Annotated in this window: 15 protein-coding genes; 5 read left to right on the top strand and 10 right to left on the bottom strand. The window is 29.5% G+C overall.

The window, feature by feature from the left end:
- The first annotated feature begins 247 nt into the window (after positions 1-247).
- From GQ47_RS20300 to GQ47_RS20285, 4 genes are all read left to right on the top strand, one after another.
- Positions 248-877 (top strand): DsbA family oxidoreductase, encoded by a 630-nt coding sequence (locus GQ47_RS20300; protein WP_035652405.1) that lies wholly within the window; start codon positions 248-250, stop codon positions 875-877.
- 27 nt (positions 878-904) lie between these two features.
- Positions 905-1,762, top strand: a complete 858-nt coding sequence (locus tag GQ47_RS20295; RefSeq protein WP_035652401.1) for an AraC family transcriptional regulator — start codon at positions 905-907, stop codon at positions 1,760-1,762.
- A gap of 76 nt (positions 1,763-1,838) precedes the next feature.
- Positions 1,839-3,182 (top strand): amidohydrolase, encoded by a 1,344-nt coding sequence (locus GQ47_RS20290; RefSeq protein ID WP_035652398.1) that lies wholly within the window; start codon positions 1,839-1,841, stop codon positions 3,180-3,182.
- Between the two features lie 227 nt (positions 3,183-3,409).
- Positions 3,410-4,393, top strand: coding sequence for a hypothetical protein (locus GQ47_RS20285; protein ID WP_035652396.1), 984 nt, complete (start codon positions 3,410-3,412; stop codon positions 4,391-4,393).
- A 79-nt stretch (positions 4,394-4,472) separates the two neighbouring features.
- On the opposite strand, the gene GQ47_RS20280 is transcribed toward GQ47_RS20285, so the two are convergent.
- Together GQ47_RS20280 and GQ47_RS20275 are read right to left on the bottom strand one after the other, a co-directional pair.
- Entirely contained in the window at positions 4,473-6,245 is a 1,773-nt protein-coding gene (locus GQ47_RS20280) for a MutS-related protein (RefSeq protein WP_035652393.1), read from the bottom strand.
- A 70-nt stretch (positions 6,246-6,315) separates the two neighbouring features.
- Entirely contained in the window at positions 6,316-7,152 is an 837-nt protein-coding gene (locus tag GQ47_RS20275) for a universal stress protein (RefSeq protein ID WP_035652391.1), read from the bottom strand.
- A gap of 184 nt (positions 7,153-7,336) precedes the next feature.
- On the opposite strand from GQ47_RS20275, the gene mnmE reads away from it, so the two are divergent.
- Entirely contained in the window at positions 7,337-8,737 is a 1,401-nt protein-coding gene (gene mnmE, locus GQ47_RS20270; protein ID WP_035652389.1) for a tRNA uridine-5-carboxymethylaminomethyl(34) synthesis GTPase MnmE, read from the top strand.
- 195 nt (positions 8,738-8,932) lie between these two features.
- Here the strand turns inward: mnmE and GQ47_RS20265 are convergent, their stop codons facing one another.
- The 8 genes from GQ47_RS20265 to GQ47_RS20230 all read right to left on the bottom strand — a co-directional run.
- Entirely contained in the window at positions 8,933-10,870 is a 1,938-nt protein-coding gene (locus GQ47_RS20265) for an alpha/beta fold hydrolase (RefSeq protein ID WP_035652387.1), read from the bottom strand.
- Between the two features lie 8 nt (positions 10,871-10,878).
- Positions 10,879-11,517: a 4'-phosphopantetheinyl transferase family protein gene (locus GQ47_RS20260; protein WP_035652385.1), complete on the bottom strand. Its 639-nt coding sequence runs from the start codon at positions 11,515-11,517 to the stop codon at positions 10,879-10,881.
- Positions 11,518-13,476, bottom strand: a complete 1,959-nt coding sequence (locus tag GQ47_RS20255) for a lanthionine synthetase LanC family protein (RefSeq protein ID WP_035652384.1) — start codon at positions 13,474-13,476, stop codon at positions 11,518-11,520. It abuts the gene before it with no gap.
- Positions 13,477-13,486: 10 nt separating this feature from the next.
- Positions 13,487-14,377, bottom strand: a complete 891-nt coding sequence (locus tag GQ47_RS20250; protein ID WP_035652383.1) for a DUF6734 family protein — start codon at positions 14,375-14,377, stop codon at positions 13,487-13,489.
- 118 nt (positions 14,378-14,495) lie between these two features.
- Positions 14,496-18,938, bottom strand: coding sequence for a non-ribosomal peptide synthetase (locus GQ47_RS20245; RefSeq protein ID WP_035652382.1), 4,443 nt, complete (start codon positions 18,936-18,938; stop codon positions 14,496-14,498).
- A gap of 17 nt (positions 18,939-18,955) precedes the next feature.
- Complete coding sequence (locus GQ47_RS20240) at positions 18,956-20,587, bottom strand: cyclic peptide export ABC transporter (RefSeq protein ID WP_035652471.1); 1,632 nt, start codon at positions 20,585-20,587, stop codon at positions 18,956-18,958.
- Complete coding sequence (locus tag GQ47_RS20235) at positions 20,580-21,299, bottom strand: thioesterase II family protein (protein WP_035652381.1); 720 nt, start codon at positions 21,297-21,299, stop codon at positions 20,580-20,582. Before GQ47_RS20235 ends, GQ47_RS20240 begins: the two co-directional genes overlap by 8 nt.
- Positions 21,300-21,436: 137 nt before the next feature.
- Positions 21,437-24,153 (bottom strand): non-ribosomal peptide synthetase (locus GQ47_RS20230; protein ID WP_152561061.1); only part of this gene is annotated, 2,717 nt, incomplete at its 5' end.

Raw genomic sequence — 24,153 nt, 5'->3', positions numbered from 1 at the left:
CGGTTTTTTATTTGGGGTAGATTTTGTTTCAGGTTTCAGGTTTCAAATTTCAAGTTTAACCGCAAAGCACGCTAAGGCTTACGCAAAGTTCGCAAAGTTTTAGATAAAGCTTTGCGAACTTTGCGTTTGTGAACACAATATTGAACAAAGAAAACTTTGCGTACTTTGCGGTTAAACTACACACAAGCCATTCAACCTGAAACCTGAAACTTCAAACCTGAAACAAATTTTTCTTTAACTTTGTAAAATGAAAATAGAAATTTGGTCGGACATCATGTGTCCGTTTTGTTATATCGGGAAAAGACAATTGGAATCAGCTTTGGCAAAATTTCCAGAAAATGAGTTTGAAATTGAATGGAAAAGCTTTCAGCTCGATCCAACTATTACACCACAATCCGGAAAAGATGTTTTCACGTTTTTAGCCGAGCGAAAAGGCATGTCAGTTGAACAATCTATCGAAATGCACAAAAGCGTCACAGAACGCGCAAAAAGCGTTGGTTTAGACTATCATTTTGAAAAAGCCATCATTTCAAATTCCCTTGAAGCACATCGTATTATACATTTGGCTAAAACCAAAAATCTTGGCGATGAAATGGAAGAAATCTTTTTCAGCGCTTATTTCACCGAAGGCCGCGACTTAAATGATGGTCCAACTTTATTGGAACTTGGAGAAAAAGCTGGTTTGAAAAAAGAGGAAATTCTGGAAGTTTTACAAAACGAAGATTTATATCTACAAGATGTTCATCATGATATCAAAGAAGCACAAGAAATTGGCGTGCAAGGCGTTCCGTTTTTTGTTTTTGATAGAAAATATGCCATTTCTGGCGCTCAACCTGTTGAAGCATTTGTAAATACGATTAATGAAGTTCTGAAGTAATCTTTATAACTGTTTTGTTTCTTGCCGATGCCAATCAAAAAAGACCAAAATATTCCGCTTATTGGACTTCAGGAATTCAAAAAAGACCAAAGCAGATATAACGATCAGCTTTTGTTTAATGAATTGCATGGCGAACGTCATATTCATAAACCACATCAGCACGATTTTTTTATTATTGTACTTTTTGATCTGGCAAAAGGCGTTCACAATATTGACTTTATAGATTATAAAATTGGTAACCATCAAATTCATTTGCTTTTTCCTGGACAAGTGCACAAATGGAATATCGAACCTGAAACTACAGGTTACCAACTAATGATTGGCAGAGATTTCTTTGAAAGCTTTTCTAGCAGTTTTAGATTTTCATTTGCCCAATATCACAATCATCCCGTGATTGAGCTTAGTCAGGAATCTTATAATCTTTTGCATTACGAATTTGATGCAATAAAGAATGAACTTGAAAATGAAGATTGCCTTCAGGAATTGATTAGTTCTCGTACCGCAGTTATTGCATCTATCATAAGCAAAGAAGCTGCAAAAATATTTACAGATCATGATATTTATCAAACAGAACCTCGAATTGCAAAGTTTCAGGGATTAATTGATAATCATTTCAAGGAAGAGAAATTAGTTTCCTTTTACGCTGCAAAACTTCATATTTCAGCCAACTATCTAAATATTCTCTGCAAGAAACATTTAAAAATTTCAGCGACTCAATTAATTCAGCAACGAATTGTTCTGGAATCTAAGCGACATTTGAAAGCGACAACTCTTTCAATTAAAGAAATTGCCTTTGAATTAGGTTTTGTAGATCACGCCTACTTTTCAAATTTCTTTAAAACTCAAACCGGAATCACACCCACTCTTTTCCGCGAGCAGTTATAAATCTTTCAAGCCTTGAGATAAATTTTCTATTCTTGATATTTATATGAAGTTTACTTTTGTATACAAATTACTTCGTATGAAAAACTCCGATATTACTCGTAAAGATTTTTTAAGAAATTCAGTTTTAGGCGTTGCCGGACTTGCAGTTGGTTCAGGTTTTATAAATTCTGCAGCAGCTTCTACAATTTCTGAAACAAATTCAAATATAAATATTGCTTCAGGCAAAAATTTCACTTTAAAAAATGTTAGGTTAGAAACTGGTTTCGAATACGAAGAAGGCGAAGTCGTTCGTACTAAAACAGAATTATTCTGCGTTGAAATCAGCGACGGAAAAATCAAATCAATTTCAGCAAATAAACCAAATGCACAAGCTATTGATGCAAAAGGCTTTTTGATGCTTCCTTCCTTCCGTGATATGCACATTCATTTGGACAAAACTTTTTATGATGACTGGCATGCCGTAAAAAAGAGAACTGGAGGCGTAAAAGGAATGATTGCGCTAGAACAGCAAATTTTACCTGATTTGCTTAAAAACTCCACTCAAAAAGCTGAAAAAATAATTGAGTTACTCCAATCGCACGGAACTTCATTTGCACGAAGCCACGTAAATATTGAGCCAACTTCAAAATTGCAATCTTTAAAAAATTTACAAAAAGCTTTAGAAAACAAAAAAAATACTTTTGGTGCAGAATTAGTTGCTTTTCCGCAACATGGCGTCTTTTATACTGATTCAGTTCCGTATTTGAAAGAAGCTGCGAAAATGGATATTGATTTCATTGGCGGACTTGATCCTTTTTCGATTGACGGATCCATTGAAAAAACAATTGATTTTACAGTACAATTAGCATTAGACAATAATAAAGGAATTGATATTCATTTACATGAATCTGGAGAATCGGGAGTAAAAACAATAGAATATCTAATTGCGAAAGTAAACGAAAATACAAACTTAAAAGGAAAGACTTTTTTAAGCCACTGCTTTGCTCTCGGAAAATTAGAAAAAGCCAAACAGGAAGAAATGGCAGAAAAATTAAGTGCTGCTCAAATTGGTATTGTTTCTACAATTCCTTTTGGAAATTTGGTAATGCCAATTCCAACTTTAATGAAAGCTGGTGTAAATGTAATGACCGGAAACGACAGCATAATTGATCATTGGAATACATTTGGAACAGGAAGTGTTTTGCAAAAAGCCAATCTTGCAGCACAATTATATGGGCAAGTGACAGAATTTAACTTATCGCGAATGCTGAAACTAGCAACTTCTGGTCCAATTCCTTTAGATGACAAAGGAACTCAGCAATGGCCAAAAGCGGGTGACAAAGCTGATTTAGTTTTTTTGAAAGCCAGCTGCTCTGCTGAAGCTGTTTCAAGAATGTCACCTCCAAAAATGCTTATTCACAACGGAAATATTGTTTATTAACTTGTTTATTTCAAATTATTAAACAAACCTACATATAGTTAATTATTTAGAATCCCGATTCTGAATGAATCGGGATTTTTTTTTTGCAAAGAACTTTTAAGCAGCAACGAATAACATTTTCCTTATTCTATTGATTTGCAAATATTTAAAAACAGGTAGTTCTACTCTATTGTAAGATTATACATGATATTAGCTTTACAAGATCAAATATAAACAACCACAAAACAATGGAAAAAAATCAAGATTCATGCATCCCAAACGGATGGGTTGGCGGATTCCCACCTGCAAATTCTCCTATGAGATACCCTACCCGCGATTTATCCTCTTTGCCAATGTTAGGCAATATGGACAATATTAATTTTCTTCAGCGTCAGCTTGGGGTAAAATGGCCAGAATTTAGCTGGGAAACTTTAAAAGGCTTTCCAGATACCAAAAGATGTTATCAGCAGTTTGCTCCATACATTTCCCGAGTGGGATATACTGATGAAGGAAGAGTTTATTCTGTTATTTGTCCGCAACAAGGAATTTGGCTTAAAGATGAAATTTGCTTGAATGTCGAAGTAACTGTTACCGGACAAAGAGGCTGGGTTGACGAAAACACCAAAGAACTGGCCTTAGACATGACCGTTGAAGGTAAAATCTGGTTTACGCCAAGTGAACATCAGGGTGACAAAATAAAAGAAATTTGGCCTTTACTACGATACAGTCTGCCAAAATTCCCATTAGATAAGGAAAATGCCATTCGTGTAATCACTTATGATCCCGGAAATCCTAAGCAACCTATTTTTCCGGTAAATAAAGGAATTTCACCTGAATTCAAAAATCCGGCATTTGCACTTCATGAAGCTGAATCTTACACAACAGGATACATAGCGGTAGAAATTGGTGATATTAAAAAAACAAAAGATGAAATTGTAGACGGATTTAACGAGCTAATCATGAAAGCCTTTAACCTGGCTTCTGGCAATATGCTTCAGCCTGGAAATGTATTATCCTGGAATCTTTGGTTTGTTGAACCTGCTTTGGTAAACACCGAAGAATGGAAAAATCATGCAGAATACTGGCGAAAATCAATTGATGCACATCATGGATCTCCAACTGGCGAAGGAACTCACGCCAGATATTTTGACGGCACATTATTTAATGCCGAAGAAAGCGAAATAGACAAAATAATACAAGAGATTATTGACTATATAAAATCTCATTTGTAAAACAAAAAAATGGCTGAAGAATGATTTCTTCAGCCATTTTTATTATAATTAAACTTCAAAATACAAAAATTGCTGAGACTTAAATAACTCCCATTTTCTGCATTAGGAAAGTCGCGCTTTTATTTTTGCAAATTCCGTTTCTCAATTTGTAATCAAAATGCAATTCATTGTTTTGGATTTCAACTTCAAAGCATTGATTTTTTAAAATATTTGGAAATTCGTTAGTTGTCAAACAAACTTCAATATCATGTGTTGCAATTGCTCCTATGGCATTCTTCGCTATTATTTTTTTAACCACTTCAATCGTTCCGTTTCGTTTGTCATCAGAATTTGTTCCTCTTAAAATTTCATCCAATAAAACAAATGCCGGACGTTCTTCCAGCGCATCCATAATTTGCTTTAAACGTTTAATTTCTGCAAAAAAGTACGATTCGCTATCTGCCAAAGAATCTGATAATCGCATTGAAACCAAAACTGGAAGTGGATGAATATTAGCTTCTGAAGCACAAACAACTGAACCAATTCCACCTAAAACCATATTGACACCCAAACTTCTCAAAAAAGTACTTTTTCCAGACATATTAGATCCTGTTAAAATCACATACGATTCTGGATAAAAATAAGTATCATTCCCTACTCTGCTGTTTGGATTTAATAACGGATGGCTTAAGTTTTTAAATTCAATTTTATATTCCGAGTTAATTTCTGGAAATACAAAATCAGGATTATTATAAGCCAAATTTGCCAAACTATTTAAAGCTTCAAATTCGCCAATAATAGCAATCCAATTTTCAAGTTCATGCGAATAATCTTCTTTCCATTTTAAAAGCGCTTTCAGAACATGAAGATTAAACAAAAAAGTTCCATTAAAAACAGTTGCTGTAACAAAATTATTAATGGTGTCCATTCTTGAAAACAATTCAGACAATTGTTTTAAATGTGCACTAGCAGGAATATTTTTAGAAATCAGTTGTTGCTGTAATTCGATTAATTTCTTAGACTCAAATTTTTCCGATTCAATTTTTTCAACCAACAAACCGTATTGCTTAATTATTTTATCAACATTATCCGCCTGCGCAATTTCTGATTTGATTCTCTTTATTGACTGTCCTAAAACAATCATATTGGCAATGAAAATATAAGTTAGATATGACAATAAAATTGTTTTTGAAGTAATAAAATAAGCGAATAATACTCCAAAAAACAAAGCTGGCATTGCGAATGATAGTAAAACTAAAACTTTAGGCAATGAATTGTTTTTAAATGAACTCCAATGAATTATAGAATCGTATGAATACTTACTTTCAGAACTGACAGTTGCCAATGCTAAAAAATCCTGGCGCCAGTCGATCTTAGTTTTAAGTTCATCAATAGCTTTTTGATTTTCTAAAATAATCTCATTTGGAAGAAGATGCAGCAATTGATTTGCCAATGTCTTTTTTCCGATAAATGTCGCAGTTCTATTTAAATTTTGAAATAAAGAATGATCGCCAAAAATATCCAGATCATAAGCGTATGGATGGTGAAAATCATTGAATTCTATTCCGTTTTCAAAAGGTATTTTTTCTCTTTTTAAATACGAAATCTCATTTTCATTGATTTTTAAAAGAGCCGTTGTGAGTTGTTTTTGAAAAGATAATTTAGTGTGGATTTTCATTAAAAAAATAAAACCAACAAAAGATAAAAAAGCTACTACGACATACAGCAAATCATTGGTTTTGATGTAATAAAACAACATAAACAAACAAAGAAAAACTGTTAACAGACGTAAAATACTGATGCTGTTGTATCTTTTATTGATTTTATTATAAATATTGGAAAAGTGTGTGACTTTATTATGATATACTTCCATTTTAAAATTTTATTGAAGTACAAATATATATTTTACACTTACAAAACTGCTATTAAAATTATTTATCTTTTTATTCCTTTTCATGCATGACCAAAACTGGTACAGAAACTTCTTTGGTGATTTTTTTAGAAAAGCTTGATTCAAAAATACTTTCAAAGAAAGATCTTTTATGAGTTATAGTAGTCAGAATATCAATGTCTTTGTATAAAATAAAATCAAGAATAGTTTCTTTGACTTCATCGCTTGGCAAAACCAAAAACTCAACATTATCGTTTGCAAACTCTTGTTCCCATTCTTTAATTGTCATATCAGAAACATCAGAATTTGAAGTTTTTACATATAAACTTTTCACTTTTGCATCTGTTTTCTTTGCAATTTTCAATATTCGACGAAGGACAGCCTTATCTTTTTCACGATATCGTGTTGTAAAACCAATAATCTTCACTTTTTTATATCTGGCATCAATTGGAACACATAATACGGGCACGTTAACTTCAGATATTACCGAATTTGTATTAGATCCTGTGAAGAATTTTGTCCAGTCAGAAGCTCCAGTAGTTCCCATTATAACAAAATCAATATCGTCTTCTTCGACAGCATTTTTTAAATTGAAAATCAAATCACCATCCATTAAACGATGTTTGATTACGATATCATCTAATTTTCGTTCTGAAGCAATTGCTCTGAGTTTTGGAATTTCATCTTTAAACATCTCAAATTTAGCCAATTCAATTGAACTGTAAATCGAGGCATAATTCTCAGGAAAAAATTGACTGTCATACACCGGAATCTCAAAAGTATGAAGTAAAACAAGCTCGGCGTTGACTATTTTTGCAAATTCTAATGCATGAACAAACGCATTTGTTGCTGCTTCAGAAAAATCTGTGGGAAATAATATCTTTTTCATTTTGTTTAGAATTAGTGTATTGTTTTCTCAAATTTAATCATTCTAAAAACAAAACAACCTGATAATTATCAGTATTTTAACACTTAATAATTTCTTAAAAATCAAATTTTCAGTAGTTTCAAATTGTATATTCAGCAAGCAGTCCTACATTTAAAATTTGGAGCATTTTTTATACCTTTGCAACATGATAAATCAAGATTCTATAGTTGCATTAGCTACTCCGTCTGGAGCTGGAGCTATTGCTATCATTCGTATTTCAGGTGCTGAAGCAATCACAATCGGAAATTCTGTTTTTAAATCAATAAAAAATAAAGATTTAACGAAACAGAAAACACATACACTACACTTAGGCCATATTGTTGATAATGAAAAAACGCTTGATGAAGTTTTGGTTTCGATTTTTAAAGGTCCAAATTCATACACAGGCGAAAATACTATTGAAATATCTTGTCACGGATCAACTTATATTCAGCAGCAAATTATTCAGTTATTATTGAGAAAAGGATGCCGAATGGCCGACGCTGGTGAATTTACATTACGTGCTTTTTTAAACGGAAAACTTGATTTATCTCAGGCAGAAGCAGTTGCTGATTTGATTTTATCTGACAACGAAGCTTCGCATCAGATTGCAATGCAGCAAATGCGAGGTGGATTTAGTAACGAAATTGCAAAACTCCGCGAAGAACTTTTAAATTTTGCTTCTTTAATTGAACTAGAATTAGATTTTGCGGAAGAAGATGTTGAATTTGCCGACAGAACTCAATTTCATGAATTATTAAACCGAATTGAATTTGTTTTAAAACGTTTAATTGACTCATTTGCTGTTGGAAATGTAATCAAAAACGGAATTCCGGTAGCTATTGTTGGTGAACCAAATGTTGGAAAATCGACTTTGTTGAATGCTTTATTAAATGAAGAACGCGCCATCGTTTCGGACATTGCCGGAACTACACGCGACACAATTGAAGATGAATTGGTAATTGGCGGAATTGGTTTCCGATTTATTGATACTGCTGGAATTCGCGAAACGAAAGATGTTGTAGAAAGCATTGGAATCAAAAAAACATTCGAAAAAATAGATCAGGCACAAGTTGTGATTTATTTATTTGATGGATTGAAGTTCAAAACTTCAAGCTCTGAATTTGTTTCGGAGATTGAACAAATCAAAAATAAATATCCACTAAAACCACTTTTGATTGTAGTCAATAAAAAAGACATTTTATCTGAAGATGAAGTTTCAAATATCACATCTAAACTTGAAAACCTGAATGCAAAATTACTTTTGATTTCTGCAAAAGAAAAAATTGGTGTTGATGAATTAAAGAATGAATTACTTTCATTTGTCAATACTGGTGCTTTAAAAAATAACGAGACGATTGTTACAAATACAAGACATTATGATTCTTTACTTAAAGCTTTGGATGAAATACAAAAAGTAAAGTTCGGACTTGAAACAAATCTTTCAAGTGACTTAATGGCACTGGATATTCGTGAAGCTTTGTATCAATTCGGGCTTATTACTGGTCAGGTTACTAATGATGAATTGTTGGGGAATATTTTTGCTAATTTCTGCATCGGAAAATAGCAAGACAAAATAACGAACAACAATAAATAAACGAGTTAAAATATTGACAAACAATATTTCAACTCGTTTTTTTTAATTCCTTTTTCTTTTGGGTATTTAGTGATGTTTTGATTAAACTTGTACCTTAATAGTCCAAAACTAAAATTGGCACTTTTTGCATAAACAAAGTGATAGATGAGAAAAATTAAAACTCATTCAAAATAAAAAACCCCAATATTGAAAATAAATCCCAACTAGAATAAGTGAAAATAAAATTGTAAACATAATACTTGCATCAGAAATTGACTTTATTTTAAATAAAAAGTAAATTACAGAAACCAAAGTCAGTATTATGAATACCCATTGTAAAAGGAATAGATAACTAAATTCATTCGGCAATCCAAAAGCAAGTATATAAAAATTATTTCGAGCGGTATCATCTAAAGCCACAACCAATTGAATAATAATAAATAGAGCTAATAGAGATGTTACGACAATCAAAAATTTCATGAGTTTATTCTGGGTCTCTTTCCTTTTTCTAATTAATTCATAACTGAAATTGAAAATTGAAATAAAAAGGATGATGACAGCGATAAAAAAGGGGGCAAAAAACAGTAAGTTGAATTCATTCAAACTATTACCAAATTTTGAAACTCCTCCGTTTATTTTTATATCAGTAACAAAATGCACTTTGTTATCTGAATCCAATTCTTTTGTATCAGGTTTCAGACTTGGATTTTGTATGAATTCACTAATAATTTCAGATCCAAGTCTTGAAAAACTAGATGCATGTCCAGAAATTGGTGCGTTTACTAGATAAGCATTTTTAAATTTATCGACTGTCATTTTTCCATTTGAAGGGGGAGTAATTGGATCAAATTCCCCAGAAAACACTAATACTGGTGAAGTTATTTTTGATAAATTTGACAAATCGTTTATTGTTTTTTTTAGGCTTCCACTTCCAAAATTCCATTTATCACAAACTAGAAAATCTGATTTATAAAACGATAATCCTCCTTTTAACTTTTTATAATTTTGAGCATCTTTATTGAAAGCTGTTATTGAATTATTGGGAATAGCTTCATTGCAACTCACACAATAATACTGTCCATAATCTAAACTTAATGCCCCAGAAAAAGCGGCAACAAGAGAACTCAAAGTATTTTCATTTCCTTTATTAAATTCTATAATCAGCATTGGAATCAGCTTAATCAACTGATTGTTATAGAGTGCTTGCTGAATTGCTATTTTAAAATCTTCAGCATTATAAGTAAATTTACCGCTAGGAATTATTTTTTTATCAACCTTAACGGTAATAGGATTTTTGTCTAATTTTTCTATTGTTTCATAGTATACTTGTTCTAAATTTGGATATTGTTTATTACAATTTGGGTCATTTTTACAAGCGTCAAAAACTTTATTCAAACTACTCATGTAATTTGTAGCATTGGAATTATAATATTGAGAAATATTTGAAATCGAAGAATCTAAAATTAATGATTTAATATCCTGCGAAAAATCATTTGCATAAACTTGGGCTGTATATGTACCATAGGAAACTCCATAAACGTTCCAATTATAATACTTTAACGCAGTTTTTAAAGCATTAAAATCTTTGGCAATTGATTTACTATTATAAGAATTCAAATCAATATCTCTATTAAGTAAATCTTGTTTACAAGCCATTGAAGCAATAGTTTTTTGTTGCTCATCTTTTGTACTATTCTGATTTTTTGATAGTATTTCTAAGAATTTTTTGCCTAAGTCTGGACAAAATTTAGGAAACGAAAAACCAGTGCCTCGAACATCTACAAGAATTATATCACCATTTTGCCTTATCGGGTGTCTTAGCCATCTCCATATTCCACCTATACTTCCTGCGCCTGGACCTCCTTCAATATAAATTGTTGCATTAGAATTTGGTTTTTCTGATGTTTTTTTTAAAACTACTACTGCAATTTTAATTTTTTTACCTTCAGGAATATCCCAGTTTTCAGGTACTGTTAAATAATAATAATTTAATTTTTCATTTTTTAATTCTTTCCATTCTGGAAAAAAAGTGGTCGTTTTTTCTAATTTAAAAAACTCAACTTGGGCAAATAAACAATTTGACAACAACAATAACAATAAAAACGACTTTCTTAGATATTTCATATTTTATATTAACTGATTAAAATTTCTTTTATTGATATTTCAAAAACATCCATTTTTTGTGAGATATAACATTTATACTGTTTATCTATTTTTATTTCTTTTAGATAGTACTTTTCGCCATTAATATGAGTTATATTATCTAAAATATCAAATGTGTTTAATGGTAATGTTAGTCCATCACCATGCGCTTTTATGACTGCTTCTTTTTGTGTCCAATATTCAAAAAAAGTTTCTTTTTTATTGTTGGATGAGATAATTTTATTCCATTCATTTTCCGTAAACTGCGGTTTAAAATCATCTATTTCAATATTTGATATTATTTCAATATCAATTCCTATTTCTGATTTGTCACTTATGGCACAAACCGTAATGTCTCCAGAATGAGATATATTAAAGAATGATGAATTACCTTTTAAAAATGGTTTGCCAAATTCATTATAGTGAATATTATTAATTTCCTTACTTGAAATTCCATTCTCTTCAAAAAATTCTAGAAGTAAAACTCTTCCAAGTAATGATAATTGTGCGTCTTGCCATCTTCTATAATTTAAAATTTTATTTTGAAAATCTTTATCAAAATAATTTAAATATTGTTCAATAATATTCTCATGCAAATGTTCAGATATCTTCGAATATAATATTAACATCTATACAAATTCTAAAATATTATTATACAACAACTGCTTTATTTTGTCAATAATTAAAAAATCTAACCTTTTAACAAGATCTTCTGCATCTTTTGAACCAGAATTTTCTATAAACTCCTTAATCGTTTCTTCTGACTGTGATGTACAATATTGTTTAATTTCAAATAAGGCGTCTTTAATTTTTTTTCGCGAATCAAATCGATGCAAAACCCAACCATCAGTTCTTAGGGAATATTCAATAGCAACATTTTTATTTGTATTTATAAATATAAATTCATTATTGCTAGGTTCATTATAAAAATTTTGAACAAAACTATGCTTTTCCCTATGCTCCCAATCCCATTTAGTATTTACTATCTTAATATGCTGTGAGATTTTTAATTCTTGGTTTAAAATCCATTGGTCAGAATTATTAAGAATTTTAATTATTTTATCACTATGAAATAATTTATCTAAAAAAACTTGCAGATTTGTTTTTAACTCCTGATTGATATACTCTTTTTTCTTTTTTTCAAAAAAGAATATATCAGCTATTACTCTATTTATATTGGAATCAACTTTTACAAACGTTTCAACCACAAAATCCTCAAATTTTTTAATTTCAGATTCATTAATATCACAATTTAAATTATTTAAAAAAATACTTAAGTCATCATCAAATATATTTTCTATTAAAAGCAAAGTTTTATTATAAATCTTTGACAATAAACTCTTTCTAATAAATCTAATATCAATGGCCAAGTCGCGTTTATTAGGCCTTTGATTTTTGTTTTTAAATGGTTTTATAATATTATCTGATTCAATGTTTGTATAAGTTTTTAATAAAAAATAGGATGCTCCTAGATCCCCAAAAAACAAGCCACCGTTTAGTGTAGTTTGCTTTTGTTGATTTAATATTTCTTCTTTAATTAGCGAAAGATATGCATATCTATTGTCTATGGAATGGTTTTCTAACAAGCACAATCCAATTCCTGAAAGGCCATCGTAAATATTACTCTGGAGATGCTTTATTTTATAATTATTTAATTCAAAAAATATCTTTTTATTTTGATTTTCAGATAATAGTATACCTATGCTCCCTTTAGACCAATTTAGTTCATTTGTAGGATTGTATAACATCGGATCATTATCTAAATATTGTCTTTTAAACTGATTTAAAACATTATTATTAATAATATCCTTTTCAAAATTAAGCCATGATTGATGTTTTTCATCCCAACAAGAGTCTTTGTGTTTATCAATATATTTAATAATATAGTCTAAATGATTATTTGGAAAATCTATATTCATTTTTTTTAAAACATATTGAATTCCTGATGACCCTAAGGCAAATCCACATGAATTATTTAGATTAATTTCTTCGGTTGCTTTCCATGAAATACCTTTTTCTGTAAATAAAGCGTTTTGAAAAATTTTATTTATGAACTTATTTATAATTTCAAATATCCTTTCAGATTCTGACAGTTGAAACAACTCGTTTAAAATCAATAACGTTCCAGACCTACCATTGTATAAATAATCAGATGTATATTTAGACTCTAAAAATTCATTTTCAGAAGGGATAATTAAATCCTCACAAACTTGTAATAGATCTACATTCTTGTTCACATCATATAGTTGTAACAAAACATAAATCAATCCGGATCTCCCACAATAAAGAGAATAATCATTCGTATCCGTTTTTTCACAATAAGAAATAATATTCTTAGACAATAATTCTGCTTTTTCTAAATAAATATCTTTCCCAGAAAATTTATACATCTCTAATAAATAAAGTAAAAAACCAGAAACTCCAGTTTCAATATTCTCTAAATTATTTGAAACTAGATACCGGTCTAGTTTTGTATTGTTTTTTTCTGAAATTTCAATAAGCTCTTCAAAAGTTGAATTTAATATTAAATTTGATAAATCTTCAACTCTTAATAATACATTATTTCTATTTTCTTCCAATGATTCCATGAATTAAAAATTAAATTTGGTTGGTACGAATGAGATTGATTATTTTATAGTAATAATCTGGATAATCAGTAAGTAATCTGTGTGATAATAAATCTCCGATATATTCATTTCTTTTATATATTCCAACTGTATGTATATATTTTCCTTTTTCGGGTAAAGATGTAAAATCTGCAAGACCATCAAAAGAATAATTAATATTTTCTAAATAATAATTAATATCAATTTTTTTCTTTTCCGCTATTGCTTTAAATAAAAATTGCTCATAAACTGTATTAATAGTCCCTAAATTTATTTCATGCAACTTAGAAACATTTTTATCTACAAACTTAAAAGCTTCATCAGTATATTCTTTAAAAAAATCTAAATCTGAACCTCCTAATAATCCAGCATTAACAGCTATTATTCCATTGTTTTTAATTTTCGATTCTGTTAAATAAGTGGGGATATAATCAAATTTTTCTTCTATCAATTTAAATGCTTCATCATAATAGCCGAATCCTTTTTCTATATTTTGAGATATTAATTGAGAATTTTCAAAACTATCTTCAAATTTCTTATAGATAAAAATATCTCCATCAGCATGAATAAAAGGTTCTTTTTGTATACTATAAGCATAAATCTTCCCTAATGCCCATAAATCAGGATGATAATCATTTAAAACATCCAAACTTACGTCTACCTTTGTATATGGTAGCTCTAATTTATTTATTAGTAAATCATAACCTAGTGAATCTGTAACTAACTCAACTTCGTTATAATATTTTTTAAATTGAAGACAACTAAGTGCCCAACTCATATAGTTGTATTTTTTATCTACCCAACCTCCATTATTTCTATCTGAAATATTAATATTTTCTTTTTTTAAATTGGGCTTTACCCATAAACTTTGGATTATTTTCATTTAATTTTTTTTATTTTAAACACTCAGCATTAAAAATTATATTTATAATATAAAGTAGTTGATTTATTTTTTTGTGAAATGATTAATTTGTCAATTAAAACCGAACCTATGAACATGTTTAAAAATTAAAATCAAAATCTAATTCTGTATTCATTTCCTGTACCAATCTATTCTCTATTTCCCCGATATTAATTAAAGGATTTGCAGCAATTTCACTTAAAAATTTACTATATTTTTCTATAATTATTTGTATGGAATCTTCTTCAAATAAATCAGAATTGTACTCTATAATTCCTTTTAGTTGATGGTCACTTTCGAATAAATTAAATACCATAGGCATTCTACTGAATTTGTTTTCAATAGGATAAGGAGTTAATTTCAATTCACTCAATTCAATATCATTCTCTAAATTAAATTCTGGATTTTGATAGACTAGCATCACATCGAAAAGAGTTCCTGGTAGTCTGTCAAATGGAATATCTAAATAATTATTTATCTCTAATATGTTAATGTTTACAGTTTCTAATAAATTCACAAAAGTTTGTTCTGATTGTATTTGAGTTCTTAACACAATTGTATTCACAAAGATTCCTATTTGATCATTTAGCTCAACAGAATTTCTTCCAGAATTTACTGTTCCAATACATATGTCAGAATGATCAGATAGTTTATAAATCAAAACATTGATTGAAGTAACTAAAAGGGTGTAAAAAGTCACTTGCTTTTCAGTAGCCAATTGCTTCAACTGTAGTGTAACTTCTTCTGTAAGCTCAAATAATAATTTTGCACCATTTTTTTTGTTGTTTAGAATACTAAAATCCTTATCAAATGTATCTTTGGGTATATAATTTTGAAGATAATTTTTCCAAAACAATTCATTTTTAGATTGATTTTCTGCTATAGTTTTATTTAACCATTCTGAATAATCTTTGAATTGTAATTTTAAAATAGTCTCACTTGTAAAGCCTGGACGATTTTCATTATAGTTTTGAATAAACTCTTTGATAAAAATTTCCAGCGACAAACCATCCATTATGATGTGATGAGTAGAAAAGAACAATAGGTTTTTATCAATTCCTAGCTGTATCAATTGAACTCTTATTAAAATCTCTTTTTCTAAATCAAATTCAATAGTAATTAATTTGTCGATTATTTCTTCAATGTTATCATCTTTTAATTGGTGTACCCCAATTTCAAATTTAACATTTTTGGGAGTATTTATTTTTTGATAAGGAATTCCATTAATTTCAACAAAATTGGTTCTTAAGATTTCATACTTTTCAATGATTTGATTTATTGATTTATTGATTCTAGCAATATCAATATTTCCTTCAATAGTATAACTCGCTAACATATTATAAGCTATCGAACCCCTTGTTTGTTGAGAGGCTAACCAAATCGCATATTGAGCAGGAGTCAAATGATACAACTCTTTGATTTCAGATAATGGTATTAAATTTAATTGCGATGGCTTCAGTTGTTTCAAATAAACAGCTAAAGATTCAATAGTAGGATAATCAAAAATAGTTTTTAAAGTAATCTCTAAAAAAAGATTTCGAAAAATTAATCCAATCAATTTTACGGCATTTAGGGAATGCCCTCCAAGTGCAAAGAAGTTATCCGCTATGCTTATAGCTTCTTTTGTTTTTAAGACTTCTCCCCAATACTGAGATAATATTTTTTCTAAATCAGAAACGGGTTCTTTAAAATTATCTTCATTTTTATCATATTGAATTTTTCTATGTGATAACCATTTTCGATCTACTTTTTGGTTTGGGGTAAGCGGAAATTCTTCCAAAGGAATAATTGCATTGGGAATCATATAATACGGAAGTGTCTTTTTTAATTGATTAACAATTTCATCCAAATCTATGAATTCCTGATTCTTTAAAACATAAGCAACTAAAAATGCTTCTTGTTGTTCTCCTTTTTTAGCAATTACTACAGAATCTTTAATCTTCTCTATCTGATTTAATTGTGATTCAATGTCTCCCAGTTCAATTCTATAACCTCTTATTTTTACTTGATTATCATTTCGTCCTAAGAATTCTATTTCTCCTTCGTTATTCCATTTCCCAATGTCTCCAGTTTCATAGCATAGACTATTTGAATCAAAAGGATTTTGGATGAATTTTTCTTTGGTTAGTATCTCATTTTTATAATATCCTTTGGCTAATCCATCACCTGCTATATAAATAGCTCCTGATGTTCCAATTGGTTTTGGATTTAAAAACTCGTCTAGAATATAGAGTTGTGTATTGTTTATGGGTTTGCCAATGTTCGAGGCATCTGAAGCTTTTTCTAATTTTTTAACGCTTGACCAAATAGTGGTTTCAGTTGGACCATACATGTTCCATACTTCTGAACTATGGCTGATTAATTTTTTTGCCAATGATTCACTTAACAAATCGCCTCCACAAAGTAACTTTAGACACATATCTCCTTGCCAATCAGCATGAAATAACATTTGATAAAAACTTGGAGTAGCTTGAATAATTGTTGGTTTAATTTCTTGTAATCTTTCTATAACTAAATTGGGATTTGATAAAGTTTCTTGACTGGCAACATATAAACAAGCACCTGATATTAAAGGGACAAAGAATTCTAATATGGAAATATCGAAAGAATAGGTTGTTACAGAAAACAGAGTATCATTTGAATTAATACCTGGCTTATTTTGGATGCTAGTTAAAAAATTAAGTAATGATTTATGTCCTATTTCAACCCCTTTTGGGTTTCCTGTTGATCCTGATGTATAAATAATATAAGCTGTGTCTAATGAAGTGACAATTTTTAATTCTGTAGGTTGAAATCCATCAATTTCATCAAGAATATTTTTTAATGATATTGTCTTTACTTGTTCAGCTCCACTTATTTCATAATCATTTTCATTGATAATTATTTTGGTTTGACTATTGGCAACAATAAAACTCAAACGCTCTTTTGGGAAAGTGGGATCTAAAGGAAGATAAGATTTACCAGTTTTTAAGATCCCTAACAAAACTGCAATCATATTAGCCGAACGATCTAATAAAACAGCAATTGGAGATTTATCTTCTTGACCACATTTTGCAATAATATAGTTCGCTATTTGGTTTGATAACTTATCCAGTTCAACATAAGAATATGATTTTACATCATCTTTTAATGCAGTTTTTTCAGGGAATATAGCAACTTGTTCTTTAAATAAATCCAATATGGTTTTATCTTTAGGACAATCAACTTTTGTATCGTTAAAATCAAATAATAATTGTTGCTTTTCTTCTTCTGTTAAATAGCATAACTCTTTAAGTTTTTTGTTAGAATTAGTTAAAACTTCATTAAGTAATTTTTCAAAATGATTGACCACTTGGGTTATGCTTGAATCATCAAAATAATTTAAATTGTAATCAAAGTCAATTTTCACATCTTCCTGTTCGTCAAATTCTCTAATATATAAAGCTAAAGCTACCCTTTCTGATTGATGACTTAGAGGAATTACTTTGGTTTTCGTATTTTTAAAATGAGTAGCATAATCTTGTTTTTCATATGAAAGTGTGATGTTGAATAATCTTTCTTTTTGATTATACAATTGAAGTTTTTGAATTAATTTTCCCAACGGTAATCGCTGATGGCGATAATCTTGTCTTAATTGGTTTTTTATATCAATTATCAAATCTTGAAAAGTAGCTTCAAAATCTAATGACATTCTCAAAGGAGAAATGCCCATAAAAAGTCCCACCGTTTTTTTGTATATAGATTTACTTCTGTTTAAAACAGGAAAACCGATGGCAAAATCGCTATTTCCGTGCTTTCTTCCAAAATAGGAATATAGCAGCCCTAAAATTATATGAAAAGTAGAACATTTGTAACTTATCGCTAAGTCATTCAATTGATTATAGGTATCTCTTTTAATAAACAATTCTTTGCGAGAGCTTTTGTTTATTTGAACTTTATGATTTAATTTCTGAAATAAATTCTCTGGTAAATACTTGAATTTTTGAGACCAATAGTCTAAATCTTGATTAAATGATTCTGAAATTTGATATTGAGAATCATCTTCTGCAAAGTCTTTATAACTAAAAGTGTAGCTTGATGTAACGGCTCCGAATTCAGAAATTTCATTATAGTTTTGAACCAATCTTTGAAACATTAGGGAAGTTCCCCAACCATCGGTTATGATATGATGATAAACAGAAAATAAATAATACAGATCTTGTTGAACTTTTACCAAAGTGAATACATGCAAAAGATTTCCATCCAATAAATCAAATGGTTTTGTAAATTCCTTTTGCATGTATAAATTAGCTTCCTCAATTGTTTTTTTGTCATCAGAAAAATCAATAAATCCCAATTCGGATTGATGTTCATCTAAGTATTTAACACTTACATCTGCTTCATTTTTCACAAGAATGCTTCTATAAGCATCATTCTGATTGATTAATTCAATATATGCTTTTTTGAATATTTCTATATTTACTATTCCATTTATTTCGATTTTAGCTCCAATATTGTATATAGGATCATTAGTGGATAATAATTGTTCAAAATAAATATCTTGTTGTGGTAAAGTCAGTTTCATGAATATTTTTTTTCATATTATTTCCATAAAGATGAATCCAATACTATATCATCAGTTATTTTTTTATCCATAATTATTTGACCATAATCAAATTTTATGATTCTATCTGCATGTTTAAAATAGGCATCATCATGAGTAACGGCAATAATAGTCTTACCTTCTTCTTTCAATTTAGGTAATAAATTTTCATAAAAATATTTTCTAAAATATGGATCTTGGTCAGCAGCCCACTCATCCAATACCAAAATTGGTTTATTCTCCAATAGTGCAAATATCAGAGACATTCTTTTACCTTGGCCTTTAGAAAAAGAACGCCTCGCAGATTCTTCACTGTCATCTCCAACCACTTTATCGAGTTCCATTATTTTTAATAATTCCTGGTATTCTTTATTTTGTTCTAGGGAATAATCATCATAGTTATGAAAAAATATATGATTGTCTGTAAATACAGCCGCGATAAGATTTTGTAGTACTGTACTTTGATTTGCACTTAGATCATTTAGGATTATCTCTCCTTGAGACGGTTGATACAAACCAGTTAAAATATTTATAAAGGTACTTTTACCACTACCATTTCCTCCAATAATGAATATTGTTTCTCCTTTTTCTATAGAAACATTTATTGGTCCTAGTGCAAAAGATTTATCTATCGCATCATTATCATAAGTAAAATATACATCATTGAATTTCAGTTGGCTTAAATTTTCCGAAGATGTTTGTTCAACTTCTGAAGTTGCTTCAACTGTATCAAAATCTTTTAAAAAAAGTTTAATTCTATTATTGGCAACAATCAAACGAGTATAAATGTTCTGCATGTTAATCAAATTATTTATTGGTCCCGAAATAAACAAAAGAATAACGACATAAGAAATGACATCTTCTCTTTTAAGGACACCTAATTCTGGTAGTAAAAAAATTATAACAGCTATCACTAAATACAAACCATATCCGCTAATCAAATTGATGGATAGAAAAACATAATTAATTTTAAAATCCAATTCTTTTGCATTTTCTCTGTTGGGAATTAAATAATTTTGCATCAAGTTTGTTCTTCTTTGTTTATTTAATTTAAACTCCTTAAAACCTTTGATCACATCCTCAACATACTTATAATAATATTCATTATATTTTCTAATCGTCTCTACTTTTTTTGACATCATATTGACAATAAAAAAGTAAATAAATCCTATCAAAATGATTAAAAAAATCACAACCAAAGCTGCTACTATTGACAAAGTGAACAAGTAAGTCATACAAAGTGCCAACGTTAATAATGAACTGATTGAATTAGTAATTACACTTGGAAAAGACGAAAAAATCCTTAAATCTTCTATTACTGTATAAAATCGTTGAGACCCCATTTTTTCTAGTGTAATTAGAGGTGCTTCTAAAATTTTATGAAATATTTTTTTTTCATTTTCACACAATAAGTCAAAAGAATATTTATTGATTTTCTTTTGGAATATTATGTTTAGTAAATAAGTATAAATCACAATTGATACAAAAACTATCCCTATGTAATCGTTTAAGAAACCTTCTTTGCCTGAAATTACGTTGTTCATAATATACACGATTCCGAAACTAAGAATAGTGTTTGGAATGGCGTAGAGAAGAAGACCGATTATATTTTTTATTTTTAGTTTAAACACTGAGACTATATTTATTTTTAAATTTATTAATACTATCAATAACTATATTAGCTATTTCTTTAGGATGGTCATATATAAAAAAGTGATTTCCAGAAACTATTTTATTTTGAAAGTTTCCCTTTGTAAATTTTTTCCAATTATCTATTTCAGAACTAGTTTTCTCATCTTCTCCCATTATTGCATATATTTCAGTATTAATTTGAATAGTTTCAATATGATCTAAGTTGTCTAAACATTCGAAATCTGAACGGATAATTGGTGCAAAATGATTATAAAGATCATCATTATCAAATACTTCTTCGGGCATTCCTCCCAACTCTTTCAATTTATTTTTAAACTGGATATCATCCAATTTATGGTAACAAATAATCTCTTCTTTTTTTGCTCCTGGGCCAGCATTTCCAGATACAATTAAATGAATTGGAAAATCATTAATAGCTTCAAATTTTAATGTTAAAAATAATCCCAGAGATGCACCCATACTATGTCCATATATAATAAAAGGACTCCCGTTTCTTAATTTTCTAATTTGATTAAAGTAATCTTCTATAGCTTCGTCTAAATTTTTTAAAAGATTTTCACTATATCTATTACCTCTCCCAGGTAGTTCTAACGGAATAAATTCAACATCTAAATCTAAATACATTTTTATAAAATCAAAGGAAAACATACTCCCTCCTGCAAAATGTAACAAAAATAATTGAGGCTTCATATTTAAATTTTTAATTAACTAATTCTATTTCTAATGTTTTTATTATTGATTTCTCTTTCTTATTTCGAGACTTTATAATTCCTAAAAAATAGGATAAAGCCTATTTTTTAGGAATCATTACTAAAAATTATTTATTCTCAACTTAAATGCTTTACAAGATTTATTGCTATTGTCTTAACATGAGGAGAATTCATCACTTCATTATGTGTACATTCTAATTCATGAACAGTTACAACATTTTTTGTGCATTTCTGCCATCCTATTTCCTTTTCATCAATATTAGCTAAAGCTTCCTTCATTTTTATTGTATAATCACTACGATCAATCTTTTTTATACATTTAAATAATATGATCGGACAATTTAATTTTTCATCAATCGGAGGAGCATAAGTCATTCTTACAGTTTTAATGTAGATATCTACATACCCTCTAAGATAATTTTTTTTCATGTCTAGCCCTAGATCGGTTAATTTTTTATAGAATAAACTAAATTGTTCTTCTTCATTTAAATTTTCCAATTCATTAATTGCTAATTTTACTTTGTCTTTCAATAAAAATAATTCACTTATAACTTCGGCAATTCTTATTAACCATTCTTGATAAGTTTGAGGATGAAAAGTTGAATAATCTACATCTGGAGCCATCGAATCAAATAATAACAATTTCTTTACTTCAAAGCCTTTTCTAAACAGTTGAAAAGCCATTTCACAAGCTATTCTCCCCCCTGAAGAAAATCCTCCTAAAATGTATGGCCCATATGGATCAACTTTTTGTATCTCTTCTATGTAACAAGCTGCAATTTCTTCTACTGTTTCATGCGGAGGTAATTCCCCATCCAATCCTCTTACATTTAAACCATAAATTGGTTGATGATCTCCAATAGCTTCTGACAAATCCTTATAGGTTAAATTTCCTCCTCCAGCAGGTGGTGCGAAAAATATTGGTGTTTTAGTTCCTTTGTCATTAATAGGAATTAGCAGAGAATTCGAATACGGAATACTATTATTTGAATCCATCTTTTGTTTTATTAGAGAAATATTTGGATTTTTAAATAATAATGTAACATCTAATTTTGTTCTAAATTTTAACTGGAATTTTGAAATCATTCTTAATGCTGAAATAGAATTCCCTCCCAATTCAAAGAAATTATCTGTAATTCCTATTTTTTGAACTCCTAATACTTCTTGCCATATTTCTACCATTTTTTGTTCAATGGCATTTCTTGGGGCTACATATTCCTTTTTAATGATGTCTTCTCCAGTCACACTTGGAAGGGCTTTTCTGTCTATCTTGCCATTAGGTGTTAGAGGCAGACTTTCTATCTCTACATAAAAACCAGGCACCATATATTCAGGCAACTTGTTTTGCAAATAAGTTCTAAGCTCTGATTTGTCAATCTCGATTCTGGACACATAATAAGCCACCAAAGCTTTGTCCTGGTTGATTTCTTTAGCTTCCACTACAACCTGTTGTATCTCCCCTGAATATTGAGATATGGCCGTTTCTATCTCTCCTAACTCTATACGATAACCTCTTATCTTGACTTGATGGTCGTTTCTGCCCAAAAATTCAATGTTGCCATCTGGCAGCCACCTGCCTAAATCACCGGTATCATACATTCTTGTTCCTTTTATAAAAGGATTCGAAATGAATTTCTCTGCTGTGAGTTCTGGTTTGTTTAAATAACCTCTGGAAACTCCATCTCCAGAAATATATAACTTCCCTGTAACACCTATAGAAACTGGCTGTAACCCTTCATCTAATATATAGATCTGTGTGTTATCAATTGGTTTGCCAATTGATGGATTATTGTTTAAATAATTCTCTTCTAAAACAATTGTTGTCACTACATGTGTTTCTGCAGGACCATAATGATTATGAAGCTTAATTTTTGACTCTTTAATAATTTTTATAGCATCATTACTTAATGTCAATTGCTCACCTGCTACAATAATGTTTTTTAAGAAATTATTTTGTCTAATTAAATGATTAAATTCTTTAGTTTCTATTAAAACCTTAAAATATGATGTTGGTAAAAAAATTGTATCAATGTAGTTTACATTAATAAAATCTACTATTTCAATAGGGCTTGACTTAATCGATTCTGATATAGGATAAATAGTAGCGCCTCTTGTCAATGTAGTGAAAATTTCTTGAAATGAAACATCAAAACTTATGCTAGTAAATTGCAATACTTTTCCAAAATTTTCATTTACCTCATTAGTATGAAATGAAACTAAATTGGACATGCTTTTATGGTGCATCATTATACCCTTTGGGATACCTGTTGAACCAGATGTATAGATAATATAAACTAAATCATCTCCGCATACTATAGAAGAAAGGTTCTCTCGAGAATAGTCATCGCTAATTTTACTAAACTTTTTTATCTCTTGATTATCAATAACAATTTTACAGTTACTGTCTTTTTCTATGTAAGTGATTCTTTCCTCAGGATAACTTGGATCGATTGGTACATAAGCGGCACCAGATTTTAGTACTCCTAAAATAGCCAGTATCATTTGCTCGCTTCTCTCTAACTTCATTCCGATTAGATCATCGGCTTGTATTTCGTAGGTTTCCCTTAAATAATGCGCTAATTGATTTGCTTTCTCGTTGAGTTGTTTATAAGTCAATTGTACTTCTTCAAAAACAACAGCGATGTTATCTGGAGTCTTATCGACTTGTTCTTCAAATAAATCGATGATGGTTTTATCTTTCGGATAATCAACTTTGGTATCGTTAAAGTCTACTAATAATTGTTGCTTCTCTGCTTGAGTTAAATAATTTAATGTATTTAGTGGTTTGTCAGTATTAACACTAAACTGTTCAACCAAATTATCAATATGATTTA

Source organism: Flavobacterium sp. ASV13 (assembly GCF_000745775.1).
GTDB lineage: Bacteria > Bacteroidota > Bacteroidia > Flavobacteriales > Flavobacteriaceae > Flavobacterium.
The sequence above is the reverse complement of the archived record's forward strand: the minus strand, read 5'-3'. Positions and strand labels throughout refer to the sequence as shown.